Genomic DNA, 14,870 nt, shown 5'->3' with positions numbered 1-14,870 from the left:
ATTTAGTTAAGCGTTGGTTATCTGTAGTGGCGGGCCAATAAAAATAGCGCCAGTATCGTTAAAGTTTAGTGGAGGAATTGCCGATAACTTGTGCGTTTTTAGGCTTCAGGATTTTTTGCCTTTTTCCGCAATAGGGAATACCTCATGCTAAACAAAATCTCAATCCGTACCGGGCTGTTGGCTTTACTGGCATTAATGACGCTGCTGCTGCTGGTAGTCAGCATTATGGGCATTACCGCAATCAACAAAGGAACCCAATCACTGGATGCGATCAACCGTATTCAGGGCATCGAACAGAATAGTTTGTATCTGAGTAACAGCAATCTGCTGCGGGTGCGTGTCGTGGCGGCACTGGCGATTCGTAAAATGGAAGTGGGATTAACCGATGAAGGGGCAAGCCAGGTTAAGCGCGCGCTGGGTTATCTTGAGCAGTCGAAAATTGATCTGAAACGCTTTGTTGATGCCGGTACCGTAACCGCGCATGGCAAGCAGCTGGCGGACGCGGTGGTCAGCAGCTATCAGAATTATATGGATAAGGGTATTACACCGCTGGTGAACGCGCTGAACAAGCAGGATGTGGATGCTTACTACGAACAGCTGGAAGGGAATATTACCGCGCTCACGATGCATTTTAGCGATGCGGTGACGGCGTTTGGTGACTATGCCAATCAGGTCAGCGCCAGCCAGCTGGCGCAAGCGGCGAAAAATGAACTGCAGATGAAGATACTGATCGCCTTCAGCTGCCTGTTAACGCTGCTGCTGGTGGTGCTGGCATGGTTTATTTTACGCAACCTGCTGCTGAAACCACTGGATAGAGCCGTGGTGCATCTGGAGTATGTGGCGGCGGGAGATCTCACCCAGCAGGTGCCGCAAGGGGGCTGCTATGAGCTGGGACGGCTTAACTCCGCCTTAGGCAGTATGCAGGTTGCATTGCAGGAATCGGTCAGCCGGGTGCGCGACGCCAGCCTGCAAATTGATGTGGGCAGCCGTGAGCTGAGCGCCGGTAACCTGAATCTCTCCGCGCGCACCGAAGAGTCGGCGGCCTCGCTGGAGCAGACCGCTGCCAGCATGGAGCAGCTTACTGCGACGGTGAGGCTCAACGCGGAAAACGCGCAGAATGCCCATCAGCTGGCGCGCAGTGTTTCCGATACCGCCGATCGTGGTGCCGAAGTGGTCTGTTATGTTATCGAGAAAATGCAGCAAATCTCCCACAGTTCCGCGCGTATCGCCGATATTCTCAGCGTGATCGATGGCATTGCCTTCCAGACAAATATCCTGGCGCTTAATGCCTCGGTGGAAGCGGCGCGTGCCGGCGAGCAGGGGCGGGGATTTGCGGTGGTGGCGACCGAAGTGCGTGAACTGGCGCAGCGCAGCGCCAATGCGGCGAAAGAGATCCGCGTGCTGATTGCGGAATCACAAACCCGCGTCGGCGAAGGTAATCAGATGGCGACGCAAGCCGGGGAAACCATGGATGAGATCTCCAGCGAAGTGATGCGTGTTACTACACTGATGAAAGAGATCTCCAGCGCCTCGCAGGAGCAGAGTCACGGCATTGAGCAGGTAAATCAGGCGGTCACGCAGATGGATGAAGTGGCGCAGCAGAATGCGGCGCTGGTCGAGCAGGCGTCGGCGGCAACGCAGTCACTGGAAGAGCAGTCGCAGCAGCTGGTGGAGAGTATGGCGGTATTTAAGCTACATACCACCTGACAGTAGGGGCGGCGTTCTCGCCGCCCGTGCTGATAATTTCCCCTGCGATGATGGCGGCGTTCTCGCCGCCCGCCGGAGGGCCGAGGGGAGCCGATAACGGCTCCCCTGGATATGACACTTTACTGGTCCGGGAACTCGCGCATAAAGCGTTCAGTGTCGTCGACCATCGCTTCGTTACCAACAAAGAACGGACTGCGCTGATGCAGCGTTTCCGGTTGCAGCTCGAGAATGCGATTTTTACCGTCACTGGCTTTACCACCCGCCTGTTCTGCAAGGAACGCCATCGGGTTGCACTCATACAGCAGGCGCAGCTTACCCTGTGGGTGGCTGGCGGTGCTTGGATAGAGATAAATACCGCCTTTCAGCAGGTTACGGTGGAAGTCCGCCACCAGTGAACCGATATAACGTGAGGTGTAAGGACGGTGAGTCGCTGTATCCTCTTCCTGGCAGAACTTCAGATACTTTTTCACGCCCTGCGGGAAACGGATATAGTTCCCTTCGTTAATTGAGTAGGTATAACCCTTCTCCGGGAACATCATCCGTTCCTGGCTCAGGCAGAATACGCCGAGCGAAGGATCGTAGGTGAAGGCATGGACACCGCAACCGGTGGTATACACCAGCATGGTAGATGAGCCGTACACCACATAACCTGCTGCGACCTGCTGGCTGCCTGGCTGCAGGAAATCTTCTTCCGTGACCGGGGTGCCTGGCGGTGTGATACGACGATAGATAGAGAAGATGGTGCCAACCGAGACGTTAACATCGATATTGGATGAGCCGTCCAGTGGATCCATTAATACCACGTACTTACCGTTTTCCACGCCCTCGAAGATAACGATCTCGTCCTCTTCTTCAGATGCGATGCCGGCAACAATGCCACGCGCTTTCAGTGCTGCTTTCAGCTTTTCATTGGCAAACAGATCGAGCTTCATCTGCTGCTCGCCCTGAATGTTTTCAACGCCGCTGGCGCCGAGAATATCAACCAGCCCAGCCTTGTTGATATCACGGTGGATGATTTTCGCACCCAGTTTAATGGCGGAAAGAAGTGCCGTCAGTTCACCTGTGGCGTGAGGAAAGTCATGTTGCTTCTCGACGATAAATTCGCCTAACGTTTTCATAACACAATCCCTGAATCTGCGGTTGAGTAGCAGCAAGTTTGACGAGCCGCTAACGTATTCGTACGCAGTTTAGCCGATTGAACTGCAAAGGCCATAGTCCAAATCCGTTTATTCCCGAGTAACTCGGCGCTAAACTGTGCGCCGAACTCTAAAGTAATGGACCTTTTATGCGTATTCATATTCTCGGTATCTGCGGTACCTTCATGGGCGGGCTGGCGATGCTGGCGCGCGCGCTTGGGCATGAAGTGACTGGCTCTGATGCGAACGTTTACCCGCCGATGAGTACTTTGCTGGAAGAGCAAGGTATTGATTTAATTCAGGGTTATGATGCCGCTCAGCTTGATCCGGTGCCAGACCTGGTGATTATCGGCAATGCGATGACGCGTGGTAATGCCTGTGTTGAAGCGGTGCTGGAACGTAACATTCCTTACCTCTCCGGGCCACAATGGTTGCATGATTTTGTGCTGCGTGACCGTTGGGTGATTGCGGTGGCCGGAACCCACGGCAAAACCACTACTGCTGGCATGGCAGCGTGGATTTTACAGGCCTGCGGGCTGGAACCGGGCTTTGTGATCGGCGGAGTACCGGGAAATTTTGCTGTTTCGGCAACTTTAGGAAAAAGCCCATTCTTCGTGATTGAGGCAGATGAGTATGACTGTGCGTTTTTCGACAAGCGCTCAAAGTTTGTGCACTACTGCCCGCGAACGCTGATCCTGAATAATCTGGAATTTGACCATGCGGATATTTTTGACGATCTGCGTGCCATTCAGAAGCAGTTCCATCATCTGATCCGCATCGTGCCGGGCCAGGGGAAAATTCTGCTGCCGGAGCACGATCCGCAGCTGAAGCAGGTGATGGCGATGGGCTGCTGGAGCGAGCAGGAGCATGTTGGCGACGGCGGCAAGTGGCAGGCGAAGAAGCTGTCAGCGGACGCCTCACACTGGGAAGTGTGGCTTGATGGCGAAGTGGTGGCGGAGGTCAACTGGTCGCTGGTGGGCGAACACAATATGCATAACGGCCTGATGGCGATTGCCGCTGCGCGTCATGTCGGCGTGAAACCGGAAGATGCCGGTCGGGCGCTGAATGATTTTATCAATGCGCGCCGTCGTCTGGAGCTGCGTGGTGAAAGCAACGGCATTAAAGTTTACGACGATTTTGCCCATCATCCGACCGCCATTCTGGCGACGCTGTCGGCAATGCGTGGCAAGGTGGGGGGAACGGCGCGTATTCTGGCGGTGCTGGAACCTCGCTCTAACACCATGAAGATGGGCATCAGCAAGGATGACCTGGCGCCAGCCTTAGCCCGTGCCGATGAAGTCTTCCTGTTACAGCCGCATCATATCCCGTGGCAGGTATCGGAAGTGGCTGACGCCTGCATGCAGCCTGCTCACTGGAGCTCGGATGTGGATGCGCTGGTCGAGATGGTAGCGAAAGTCGCGCAGCCGGGCGATACGGTGCTGGTGATGAGCAACGGTGGTTTTGGTGGTATTCACCAGAAGTTGTTGGATCGTTTGTCGTAGGGGCGGCGTTTTCGCCGCCCGTGCCGATGCACAACACCATGCCCGCTATAATACGGGAGCCGATAACGGCTCCCCTACAAATCCCGCATCATCGTCACTTCACAATCAATATGACCGGTACAGCCCATCGGGCCGTCGATATGGCGGAAACCCAGCTGCTCATACAGTTTGATCGCCCGCGTCAGCGAGGCAGTGGTTTCCAGATAGCAGCGTTTAAAACCGCGTTCGCCGGCAAAGGCCATCGCCTGCAACGCCAGCGTGCGCGCCAGACCTAAACCACGTACCGCAGGCAGAAAATACATTTTCTGCAGTTCACAGATATCGGGTTCACTGCATAGCAGTGGCGCGATGCCACCGCCACCGACCACCACGCCGTCCAGTTCGACCACCCAGTAAGCGCTATTGGCTTCACTGTAAAGCTCAAACAGACGGTCCAGATTTGGATCGGAAACCGTATAGCCTTTATCCGCCGTCAGGCCAAACTCGGCGGAAACCTCGCGGATCACCCGGGCGATAAGCGGATTGTCTGTCGGCGTAATCGGGCGTACCCGCACGCCAGCCTGAGTTGCGGTTATCATGCTGCTCACTCAATAGAAATGTTGATGATGGAGTGTAATAACATCGCTGGGCGGCTGATGCAATGCTGTTGCAGCAGGATATCTGCCGCAGGTACGCCTTGCACTAAGTAATAAATACTTATTGTCGCTGACTAACGTCCATGTTTAAATAGTCGCGCAAACAGTAACCGCTTATATATTTTCCAGTAATCTGGAACAGTTTTGTATTTTTTCAGGATGAAAATTTATGACCGATAATACCAATCCAATTCAGCGCCATTCAGTGCTGTTTCATGGGAAGTCTGGTGAATACTTCTCTATCTGGCTGACGAATGCTTTTCTGACAATTTTAACGCTTGGCATCTATTCCGCCTGGGCTACAGTGCGTCGTCGCCGTTACTTCTATGGTAATACTGAAATCGCTGGCGATCGTTTTGATTACCATGCGCGCCCGATTGATCTTTTAAAAGGCCGTATTTTGGTTATGGTCGGCATAGTAGTATTCTTTATTCTTTCTGCTGTATTGCCAACTATTTCATCATTGTTTTTACTGGCGCTTTTCGCATTATTGCCATGGGTTATTATCCGCAGCTGGCGTTATAACGCGCTGATGACCAGCTATCGTGGTGTGCGTTTTAACTATCATTGTCAGACGGGGCGCGCCTACTGGGTCATGTACTTGTGCCCGCTTCTGCTGCTACTGGCGGTCTATGTGCCGGTTGGGTTGATGGTATGGGCGGTGGGCAACATGGCGGCCAGTGCCGGCAGTATGACGATGGTCGTCATTGGCGGTTTACTGGCGCTATTGATGCTGGTGGTCGGAGGGGCAGTGGTAAGCGGCATTATGGCTGCCATGACTCACGATCTCTATGTTAACAATATGCAATATGGTCGTCAGGGTTTCAGGGCAACGCTCAGTAAGAAGAAATATATTAAAATGGCATTTATTAGCATATTAATTATGCTGCCATTCTTCTTGTTTGCCGCTATCAAAGTTAGCGCCACAATGGCTTCATTGTTCTATTCCTCCCTGAATGGTGGTGATGATGCGATGATGCAGAGTGTGGCACTGCAAGGATTTTCCAGTCTGATTCTGGCTTATATCATCGTGCTGATTGGCGCCATGGTAAGTTTTGCCTGGCTGACGGTAATGCAGCGTAATTATCTGTATCAGCAGACCAGGGTTGGCGATAAAGTTCAGCTTAAGTCAGATTTAAAGGTTATTCCTTATCTGTTATTGCTGCTAACTAATACGCTGATTGTTATTTTTACCCTGGGTTTTGGCACACCCGTTGCCGAAGTCCGTCTGGCGCGTTATCTGGCGCAATCCACTGCCCTTGAGGGCGATATGTCACTATCAGATGTTCATGCACATCAGGATTCAGCGGGCACTGCCGTAGCTGAAGAAATGGTGCAGGCCTTTGATCTTAACGTCGGAATCTAAACCGGTGCACCTTAGCGGTTACTATCAGCACCCCGGACGGGCAGCTCGCGAGACTGCCCGTCTCAGCTTGTATTCACAGCACTTTTCCCTTCACCTTGCGGCAGCGGACACTCAGTTTCTGTTGAAAGATATTACCCTGTCCGATGCGCTGGGCACGATTCCACTGACCATCACCTTTGCTGACGGCGGACGTTTTGTGCCTGAGGATGATGCTCAGCTGCGTCAGTGGGTGACGCAACATCAACGCCTGGGATGGGTGCACCGTCTGGAGCGCAATAAGCGTGGTGTATTCGCCACGATGCTGGCCACGCTGTTGATGATTGTGGTGACTATCTGGATAGTGCTGCCGTTCGCCAGCCGCCAGCTGGCGCTGCATATTCCTGACTATGTTGAACAGCAGGTTGGTCGCCAGACCTTCCAGCTGTTGCAGCGGGTCGGTTTTCAGGAAAGTCAGCTACCTGAAGCCCGGCAGCGGCATGTTAAACGGCTGTTCTCAGACGTGCTGCTGGCAAGCGGGCTGCAGGATACCACGCCGCCACAGCTTAAGCTGATGCACTTCCCCGGTGTGGCAAACGCGCTGATGCTGGCGGATGGCAGTGTGGTTATCACCGATGAGCTGGTAAAACTGGCGCCAGATGATGATGCGCTGGCGGCGGTGATGTTGCATGAACTGGGACATCATCGCTGGCGCCATCCGATGCGCATGCTGGTGCGATCCTCGCTGGTATCACTCAGCTTTATGTGGATGACCGGTGATGTCAGCGGCATTGGCGATACGCTATTGCAGTCGGCGGCGTTTTTGCATCAGCTGCAATTTTCGCGCGGCATGGAGCGTGAGGCTGATAACTGGGCGATTGTACAGATGGCCGCACAGGGACGGTCGCTGACAGAGATGGCGAAAATGTATGCTGTGATCCAGCAGGCAGGGGAGCGGGGGAGTCCTGGGGTAAAAACCCCTGAGTGGTTGAGTACGCATCCGGATATGCCGTTAAGGATCGAGGCGATCAAAAAAGCGGCGGAAGGGTTGTAATCACATCGTGGCCAAGCGCGCCCGGCCACGATGTTTACAGATTACAGCGCGGCGATAACCGCCTGCTGTTCAATCAGTTTCACTTTAGCCTGCTCGCACTCTTCCATGCGCTCACGCTCTTTCGCTACCACCGCTTCCGGCGCACGTGACACAAAACCTTCGTTCGACAGTTTACCGGCGATACGGTTAATCTCGACTTCCAGCCTGGTCACTTCTTTCGCCAGGCGATCCAGCTCGGCGGCTTTATCCACCAGGCCCGCCATCGGAATCAGCAGTTCAGCGCCGTCAATCAGCTTGGTGACGGAGACCGGACCTTTATCATCGGCAGGCAGCAGGGTGATGCTTTGCAGACGCGCCAGCGTTTGCAGGAAGCTGCGGTTATCAGCAACCCGACGCTGGACTTCTGCACTCGCGCCGCGCAGCAGCACTTCCAGCGGTTTGCCTGGCGCAATGTTCATCTCAGCACGAATATTACGCACCGCGGTGATCGCCTGCTTCAGCCATTCGGTATCCGACAGCGCTGCGCTGTCGACCTTCGCCGTATCAAATGCCGGCATCGGTTGCAGCATAATGGTGTCGTCGCTGATGTTTTTCAGCACTTTCACCCGCTGCCAGATGGTTTCGGTGATAAACGGAATAATCGGATGCGCCAGGCGCAGCAGCGATTCCAGCACTTCAACCAGCGTATGGCGCGTACCGCGCAGTTCCGCTTCTGTGCCGCCGTTCATCACTGGCTTGGTCAGCTCCAGATACCAGTCACAGAACTGGTTCCAGGTGAATTCATACAGAATGTTAGCCGCGATATCAAAGCGATAGCTATCCAGCGCTTCACGATACGCTTTCACCGTCTGGTTGAATTCCGCCAGAATCCAGCGATCGGCCAGTGACAGCACCATTTCGCCGCCGTTCTGACCACAATCCTGATCTTCGGTGTTCATCAGCACAAAGCGGCTGGCATTCCACAGCTTATTACAGAAGTTGCGATAACCTTCGAGGCGCTTCATATCCCAGTTGATATCGCGACCGGTCGATGCCAGTGCCGCCAGCGTAAAGCGCAGCGCATCGGTGCCGTGTGGTTCGATACCGTTCGGGAACTGCTTCTCGGTGCGCTTACGGATTTTCTCTGCCAGCTGCGGCTGCATCATATTTCCGGTACGTTTTTCCAGCAGATCTTCCAGCGAAATACCGTCAACCATATCCAGTGGATCGATAACGTTACCTTTTGACTTGGACATCTTCTGTCCTTCGTCGTCGCGGATCAGACCGGTCATATAGACGGTGTTAAACGGTACCTGCGGCTTGCCATTTTCATCTTTGATAAAGTGCATGGTCAGCATGATCATGCGCGCAATCCAGAAGAAGATAATATCGAAGCCGCTCACCAGCACGCTGGACGGGTGGAAAGTACGCAGCGCGTCGGTATTTTCTGGCCAGCCGAGAGTGGAGAAGGTCCACAGACCGGATGAGAACCAGGTGTCGAGCACGTCTTCATCCTGACGCAGGGCAATCTCCGCACCAAGATTATTTTCCGCGCGCACTTCTGCTTCGTTACGGCCAACGTAAACATTACCGGCTTCGTCGTACCAGGCCGGGATACGGTGTCCCCACCACAGCTGACGCGAAATACACCAGTCCTGAATATCGCGCATCCACGAGAAGTACATATTTTCGTACTGCTTCGGTACAAACTGGATATCGCCTTGCTCAACCGCTTCTACCGCCACTTTCGCCAGCGGTGCGGTACGGACGTACCACTGATCGGTCAGCATCGGTTCGATAACCACGCCGCCACGGTCGCCGTAAGGCACGGTCAAATCATGTGGTTTGATCTCTTCCAGCAGACCAAGGGCATCAACCGCGGCGACAATCGCTTTACGCGCGGCGAAACGTTCCAGATTCTGGAATTCAGCCGGGATCGCGCCGTCATAGACTGCCGACTCTTCACCGTTGGTATCGTAAACCTGGGCGGTATCGCGAATATCACCGTCAAAGGTCAGGATATTGATCATTGGCAGCTTGTGACGACGTCCGACTTCATAGTCGTTAAAGTCGTGCGCCGGGGTGATTTTCACGCAGCCGGTGCCTTTCTCCATATCGGCGTGTTCATCGCCAACAATCGGAATACGGCGATTCACCAGCGGCAGCAGCACAAATTTGCCAATCAGATCTTTGTAACGCGGATCTTCCGGGTTAACCGCCACGCCGGTATCACCGAGCACGGTTTCCGGACGGGTGGTGGCGACCACCAGGTAATCTTTGCCATCGGCGGTTTTGACGCCGTCAGCCAGCGGATAACGCAGATGCCACATCGACCCCTTTGACTCGCGGTTTTCCACTTCCAGATCGGAAATCGCGGTGCGCAGTTTCGGGTCCCAGTTCACCAGGCGTTTGCCGCGATAAATCAGGTTCTCTTTATGCAGGCGAACGAATACCTCTTTCACCGCATTCGACAGGCCTTCATCCATGGTGAAGCGCTCACGCTCCCAGTCCACGGAGTTACCCAGACGACGCATCTGACGCGTAATGGTGCCGCCGGATTCAGCTTTCCACTGCCAGATCTTTTCAATAAACGCGTCGCGACCGTAATCCTGACGTGTTTTGCCCTCTTCAGCGGCGATCTTGCGCTCAACAACCATCTGCGTCGCGATACCCGCGTGATCGGTACCGGCCTGCCACAGGGTATTTTTGCCCTGCATGCGCTGGTAGCGAATCATGGTATCCATGATGGTCTGCTGGAAGGCGTGACCCATATGCAAGCTACCGGTGACATTCGGCGGCGGGATCATGATGCAGAAGCTTTCCTGGCTGGTATCACCATTCGGTTTAAAGTAGCCCTGCTTTTCCCAGTGCTCGTAAAGCGGCTGTTCGATATCTTGCGGGTTATATGTTTTTTCCATTTCTGCTATGTCGTTGTCGTTCCGGGCAAAGGCGGAGCTGCCGTATTCAAGTGGAATCCGACGCTGCGATAAGCTTTATAGCGGTCGCGCGCCAGCTGTTTAAGAGAATCTTCGTGTGGCACGAAGTCTATCACTTCATGGAAAGCAGTGGCAAAGTCTGCAAACTGTGGCAGCAGGCTGATCAGCAGGTCACGCGGCGAGTTTCCCCGTCGTTGTGGCCACGCCAGCTCTACCGGCGCGCCATATTTCGGGCCTTCGCCGGCCAGATTATGTGGCACAAAGGCGCTGGCGGGACGCTGCCACAAGGCTTCATCCAGCTTAATCGCTTGTTGTTCCGTTTCGCAGGCGATCAGCACACGCTTCCCTGTGCGCCAGCGTGCTTCCGCCAGTTCACACACCAACGCTTCAACGGCGTTGAGACCGTCAACCGGCGTATCGGTTTCCAGCAGATAGAAAGTCGCGTTTTTCATTGGTGATGCCTGTGATATCTGTAACAGAACGGGCGGCGAGAACGCCGCCCTGCAAATCATTTAGCCGTAGGGGCGGCGTTCTCGCCGCCCGCATTACGGATGTCTGCCGAATTAATCGTCGCCGTTTAAACCGGCACGATTTAACAGGAACTGCGACAACAGCGCCACCGGACGACCAGTTGCACCTTTGGCTTTACCGGAGCGCCATGCGGTGCCGGCGATATCCAGGTGCGCCCAGTTATACTTGCGCGCAAAGCGGGCAAGGAAGCTGGCGGCGGTAATTGCGCCACCGGGACGGCCACCAATATTCGCCATATCGGCGAAGTTGGACTCCAGCTGTTCCTGATACTCATCAGCCATCGGCAGACGCCATGCTCGGTCACCGGCCTGTTCGGACGCGCCAATCAGCTCATGGGCCAGCGGGTTGTGGTTCGACATCAGGCCGCTGATATGATGGCCCAGTGCAATCACACAGGCGCCGGTCAGGGTAGCGATATCGATAACCACTTCCGGATCGAAGCGTTCAACGTAGGTCAGGGTATCACATAGTACCAGACGACCCTCGGCATCGGTGTTCAGTACTTCCACCGTCTGGCCGGACATGGTGGTCAGCACATCACCCGGACGGAACGCACGACCACCTGGCATATTTTCACAGCCCGCCAGCACGCCGACCACATTCAGCGGCAGATTCAGTTCGGCGACCATACGCATCACGCCATATACCGAAGCGGCTCCACACATATCGTACTTCATCTCGTCCATCGCCTCCGCAGGCTTGATCGAGATACCGCCGGAGTCAAAGGTCAGGCCTTTACCCACCAGCACAATCGGCTTGCTGTCAGGGTCCGGATTGCCTTTGTACTCAATCACCGACATCAGCGACTCATTCTGTGAGCCCTGGCCAACGGCCAGATAGGCATTCATGCCCAGCTCTTTCATCTGCTGCTCGCCGATAACCCGGGTGGTGATATTTTTGCTGTAATTGTCGGCTAACTGGCGCGCCTGCGACGCCAGATACGCGGCGTTACAAATATTTGGCGGCATATTGCTGAGATCTTTCGCCGCTTTTACGCCGGAAGCCACCGCCAGACCATGCTGAATTGCGCGCTCACCGCTGGTCAGTTCGCGACGCGTCGGCACGTTAAACACCATTTTGCGCAGCGGACGACGTGGTTCGACTTTATTGCTTTTCAGCTGGTCAAAGCTGTACAGCGACTCTTTCGAGGTTTCAACCGCCTGACGCACTTTCCAGTAGGTGTTGCGTCCTTTAACGTGCAATTCGGTCAGAAAACAGACCGCTTCCATCGACCCGGTATCGTTCAGGGTGTTGATAGTCTTCTGGATTACCTGCTTGTACTGGCGCTCATCAAGTTCGCGCTCTTTACCGCAGCCAATCAATAAAATACGCTCAGACAGGATGTTCGGCACATGATGCAGAAGTAGCGTCTGGCCAACTTTGCCTTCCAGTTCACCACGGCGGAGCAGGGCGCTGATGTAGCCATCACTGATTTTGTCGAGCTGTTCAGCAATCGGTGACAGCCGACGCGGTTCAAAGACGCCAACGACAATACAGGCACTGCGCTGTTTTTCCGGGCTACCGCTTTTTACACTGAACTCCATGTACTCTCCTGAATCTTAAAGACAACGGCGTCGGCTACCGCTAGAATGTAGCGCTTTCGTAACTTTTAAGACCGTTGCGTAACGACGTTTAGTAAACGGACGTCAGATTGAGTTTCGATGACCATTGTTGTTTTTTGTGTCATCTAAACGCTTGTGTCATACAATATTAGCTATGACGACGGCCATTGATGAGAAAAAATGGCGAACAAGCGTTGAAACTATCGATTTTCCTGCAAAAAGACAAGTTTTCACAGGCGTACTAAGCGTGATCATCATTAGATATCTGGTTCGGGAAACGCTCAAAAGCCAGCTGGCAATCCTGTTTATCCTGCTGTTAATCTTCTTTTGTCAGAAGTTAGTCAGGATCCTCGGTGCCGCAGTGGATGGTGAGATCCCGACAAATTTAGTTCTGACATTGTTAGGCCTCGGCGTGCCAGAAATGGCACAACTTATCCTGCCGTTGAGCCTGTTTCTTGCCATCTTAATGACGCTTGGCCGGTTATACACCGAAAGCGAAATTACGGTCATGCATGCCTGTGGGCTGAGCAAAGCCGTGCTGGTGAAAGCCGCGATGGTTCTGATGCTGTTTACCGCAGTCGTTGCGGCGGTAAACGTTATCTGGCTTGGCCCGTGGTCGTCACGCTATCAAAGCGAAGTGACGCAAAACGCCAAGGCCAACCCTGGTGCTGCGGCGCTGGCGGCGGGGCAGTTCCAGCAGTCCAGCGACGGCAACTCGGTGCTGTTTATTGAGAACGTCAAGGGCGACCAGTTTGGCCATGTGTTCCTCGCCCAGCTGCGTCCAAGCGGCAATGCGCGCCCTTCGGTGGTGCTGGCGGACAGCGGCCATATGGAGCAGCGTCGTGACGGCTCTCAGGTGGTTACGCTGGATAAAGGCACGCGCTTTGAAGGCACCGCTTTACTGCGTGATTTCCGCATTACCGATTTTGAGAACTATCAGGCGATTGTTGGCTATAAAGCGGCGGTTATTGACCCGAATGATGCCGAACAGTCCAGTTTCTCGAATTTAATGAAGTCTGACAGCGTTGAGTTCCGTAGCGAACTGAACTGGCGTCTGACGCTGATCTTCTCGGTGCTGATCATGGCGCTGATGGTGGTGCCGCTTAGCGTGGTGAACCCACGTCAGGGGCGGGTGCTGTCAATGCTGCCGGCGATGCTGCTGTATCTGATCTTCTTCCTGTTGCAAAGCTCCCTGAAGTCCAACGGCGCAAAAGGTCGTCTCGATCCGGCCATCTGGATGTGGGGAGTTAACCTGCTGTATCTGGCGTTAGCGATTTTGCTTAACCTGTGGGATACGGTGCCGATGCGACGCATCCGTGCACGCTTCAACAAGGGAGGTAGCGTGTAATGTTTGGCGTACTCGACAGATACATCGGTAAAACTATCTTCAACACCATCATGATGACCCTGTTTATGCTGGTGTCGCTCTCCGGCATTATCAAGTTTGTCGATCAGCTGCGTAAAACCGGTGAAGGCGCCTATACCGCGCTGGGCGCTGGCATCTACACCATGCTCAGCGTGCCAAAAGATATCGAAACCTTCTTCCCGATGGCGGCGCTGCTCGGTGCGCTGCTTGGCCTTGGCACGCTGGCGCAACGTAGTGAGCTGGTGGTGATGCAGGCTTCGGGCTTTACCCGCCTGCAGATTGCGCTTTCGGTAATGAAAACCGCGATTCCACTGGTGCTGCTGACCATGGCTATCGGTGAGTATGCTGCGCCGAAAGGTGAGCAGATGGCGCGTAACTATCGAGCGCAGCAGCTGGTTGGCGGCTCGCTGATGTCGACGCAAAATGGCCTGTGGGCAAAAGATGGCAGCGACTTTATCTATATCCAGCGCATCAAGAATAACAGTGAGCTGGGTGGTATCAGCATCTATAGCTTTAACGATCAGCGCCGCTTACTGAACGTACGCTATGCCGCTTCCGCCACTTACGATAAAGATCGCAAGGTATGGAAGCTATCGCAGGTGGATCAATCTAATCTGACTGACCCAAAACAGGTGACCGGCAGCCAGACGGTGAGCGGCGAGTGGAAAACCAGCCTGACCCCGGACAAGCTGGGCGTGGTGGCGCTGGACCCGGATTCACTGTCGATCAGCGGCCTGTATGATTACTCGAAATACCTTAAGCAGAGTGGTCAGGAAGCCGCGCGCTACCAGCTGAATATGTGGAGCAAAATCTTCCAGCCGCTGTCGGTGGCGGTGATGATGCTGATGGCGCTGTCGTTTATCTTTGGTCCGCTACGTAGCGTATCAATGGGGACGCGTGTGGTAACCGGCATCAGCTTTGGCTTTCTGTTCTATGTGCTCGACCGCATTTTTGGCCCGCTAAGTCAGGTCTACAATATGCCACCGTTCCTTGGCGCGGTTCTGCCAAGCGCAGCGTTCTTTGCGGTTAGCGTCTATATGCTGCTGAAGCGGCGCTAAGCGTAATGTTACTGAAAAAAATCGGGAGCTAAGTCGCTCCCGGTTTTTTTTTAGCCTCCTGC

General features: G+C 54.2%; 11 protein-coding genes. 6 read left to right on the top strand and 5 right to left on the bottom strand.

Annotation, left to right across the window (positions count from 1 at the left end):
• Positions 1 to 144 precede the first annotated feature (144 nt).
• Positions 145 to 1,707, top strand: a complete 1,563-nt coding sequence (locus N5923_RS13180) for a methyl-accepting chemotaxis protein (RefSeq protein ID WP_267142972.1) — start codon at positions 145 to 147, stop codon at positions 1,705 to 1,707.
• A gap of 119 nt (positions 1,708 to 1,826) precedes the next feature.
• Here the strand turns inward: N5923_RS13180 and fbp are convergent, their stop codons facing one another.
• Entirely contained in the window at positions 1,827 to 2,825 is a 999-nt protein-coding gene (fbp, locus tag N5923_RS13175; protein ID WP_267142973.1) for a class 1 fructose-bisphosphatase, read from the bottom strand.
• Positions 2,826 to 2,992: 167 nt separating this feature from the next.
• On the opposite strand from fbp, the gene mpl reads away from it, so the two are divergent.
• Positions 2,993 to 4,345 carry a UDP-N-acetylmuramate:L-alanyl-gamma-D-glutamyl-meso-diaminopimelate ligase gene (gene mpl / locus N5923_RS13170; protein ID WP_267142974.1) on the top strand — a complete coding sequence of 451 codons (1,353 nt, stop codon included), beginning with the start codon at positions 2,993 to 2,995 and terminating at the stop codon, positions 4,343 to 4,345.
• Between the two features lie 74 nt (positions 4,346 to 4,419).
• On the opposite strand, the gene N5923_RS13165 is transcribed toward mpl, so the two are convergent.
• Positions 4,420 to 4,923 (bottom strand): GNAT family N-acetyltransferase, encoded by a 504-nt coding sequence (locus tag N5923_RS13165; protein WP_267142975.1) that lies wholly within the window; start codon positions 4,921 to 4,923, stop codon positions 4,420 to 4,422.
• Between the two features lie 226 nt (positions 4,924 to 5,149).
• Here N5923_RS13165 and N5923_RS13160 point away from each other — a divergent pair, with 226 nt between their 5' ends.
• Both N5923_RS13160 and N5923_RS13155 read left to right on the top strand, forming a co-directional pair.
• Positions 5,150 to 6,346: a YjgN family protein gene (locus N5923_RS13160; RefSeq protein WP_267142976.1), complete on the top strand. Its 1,197-nt coding sequence runs from the start codon at positions 5,150 to 5,152 to the stop codon at positions 6,344 to 6,346.
• Between the two features lie 4 nt (positions 6,347 to 6,350).
• A complete protein-coding gene (locus N5923_RS13155) occupies positions 6,351 to 7,376 on the top strand; it encodes a M48 family metallopeptidase (protein ID WP_267143041.1) in 1,026 nt (341 codons plus the stop codon).
• A 41-nt stretch (positions 7,377 to 7,417) separates the two neighbouring features.
• On the opposite strand, the gene N5923_RS13150 is transcribed toward N5923_RS13155, so the two are convergent.
• The 3 genes from N5923_RS13150 to pepA all read right to left on the bottom strand — a co-directional run bounded on the left by N5923_RS13150 (position 7,418) and on the right by pepA (position 12,366).
• Positions 7,418 to 10,273 (bottom strand): valine--tRNA ligase, encoded by a 2,856-nt coding sequence (locus N5923_RS13150; RefSeq protein ID WP_267142977.1) that lies wholly within the window; start codon positions 10,271 to 10,273, stop codon positions 7,418 to 7,420.
• Positions 10,274 to 10,278: 5 nt separating this feature from the next.
• Positions 10,279 to 10,743, bottom strand: coding sequence for a DNA polymerase III subunit chi (locus tag N5923_RS13145; protein WP_267142978.1), 465 nt, complete (start codon positions 10,741 to 10,743; stop codon positions 10,279 to 10,281).
• A gap of 111 nt (positions 10,744 to 10,854) precedes the next feature.
• On the bottom strand, positions 10,855 to 12,366 hold the full coding sequence (gene pepA, locus N5923_RS13140; protein ID WP_017801056.1) for a leucyl aminopeptidase: 1,512 nt from the start codon (positions 12,364 to 12,366) through the stop codon (positions 10,855 to 10,857).
• A 265-nt stretch (positions 12,367 to 12,631) separates the two neighbouring features.
• On the opposite strand from pepA, the gene lptF reads away from it, so the two are divergent.
• Positions 12,632 to 13,732: an LPS export ABC transporter permease LptF gene (lptF, locus tag N5923_RS13135; RefSeq protein ID WP_267142979.1), complete on the top strand. Its 1,101-nt coding sequence runs from the start codon at positions 12,632 to 12,634 to the stop codon at positions 13,730 to 13,732.
• Positions 13,732 to 14,808: an LPS export ABC transporter permease LptG gene (gene lptG, locus N5923_RS13130; RefSeq protein ID WP_267142980.1), complete on the top strand. Its 1,077-nt coding sequence runs from the start codon at positions 13,732 to 13,734 to the stop codon at positions 14,806 to 14,808. The genes lptF and lptG overlap by 1 nt, the downstream gene beginning before the upstream one ends.
• Positions 14,809 to 14,870: the final 62 nt, after the last annotated feature.

Origin of the sequence: Winslowiella arboricola, assembly GCF_025527015.1 — a bacterium.
GTDB lineage: Bacteria > Pseudomonadota > Gammaproteobacteria > Enterobacterales > Enterobacteriaceae > Erwinia > Erwinia arboricola.
Note: the sequence above shows the minus strand (reverse complement) of the source record. Positions and strands in the feature narration are given on the sequence as shown.

Bases quoted from the DNA above. Each gene is read 5' to 3' on its own strand.
- N5923_RS13180 (WP_267142972.1), top strand. From the start codon at position 145: ATGCTAAACAAAATCTCAATCCGTACCGGGCTGTTGGCTTTACTGGCA.
- fbp (WP_267142973.1), bottom strand. From the start codon at position 2,825: ATGAAAACGTTAGGCGAATTTATCGTCGAGAAGCAACATGACTTTCCT.
- mpl (WP_267142974.1), top strand. From the start codon at position 2,993: ATGCGTATTCATATTCTCGGTATCTGCGGTACCTTCATGGGCGGGCTG.
- N5923_RS13165 (WP_267142975.1), bottom strand. From the start codon at position 4,923: ATGATAACCGCAACTCAGGCTGGCGTGCGGGTACGCCCGATTACGCCG.
- N5923_RS13160 (WP_267142976.1), top strand. From the start codon at position 5,150: ATGACCGATAATACCAATCCAATTCAGCGCCATTCAGTGCTGTTTCAT.
- N5923_RS13150 (WP_267142977.1), bottom strand. From the start codon at position 10,273: ATGGAAAAAACATATAACCCGCAAGATATCGAACAGCCGCTTTACGAG.
- N5923_RS13145 (WP_267142978.1), bottom strand. From the start codon at position 10,743: ATGAAAAACGCGACTTTCTATCTGCTGGAAACCGATACGCCGGTTGAC.
- pepA (WP_017801056.1), bottom strand. From the start codon at position 12,366: ATGGAGTTCAGTGTAAAAAGCGGTAGCCCGGAAAAACAGCGCAGTGCC.
- lptG (WP_267142980.1), top strand. From the start codon at position 13,732: ATGTTTGGCGTACTCGACAGATACATCGGTAAAACTATCTTCAACACC.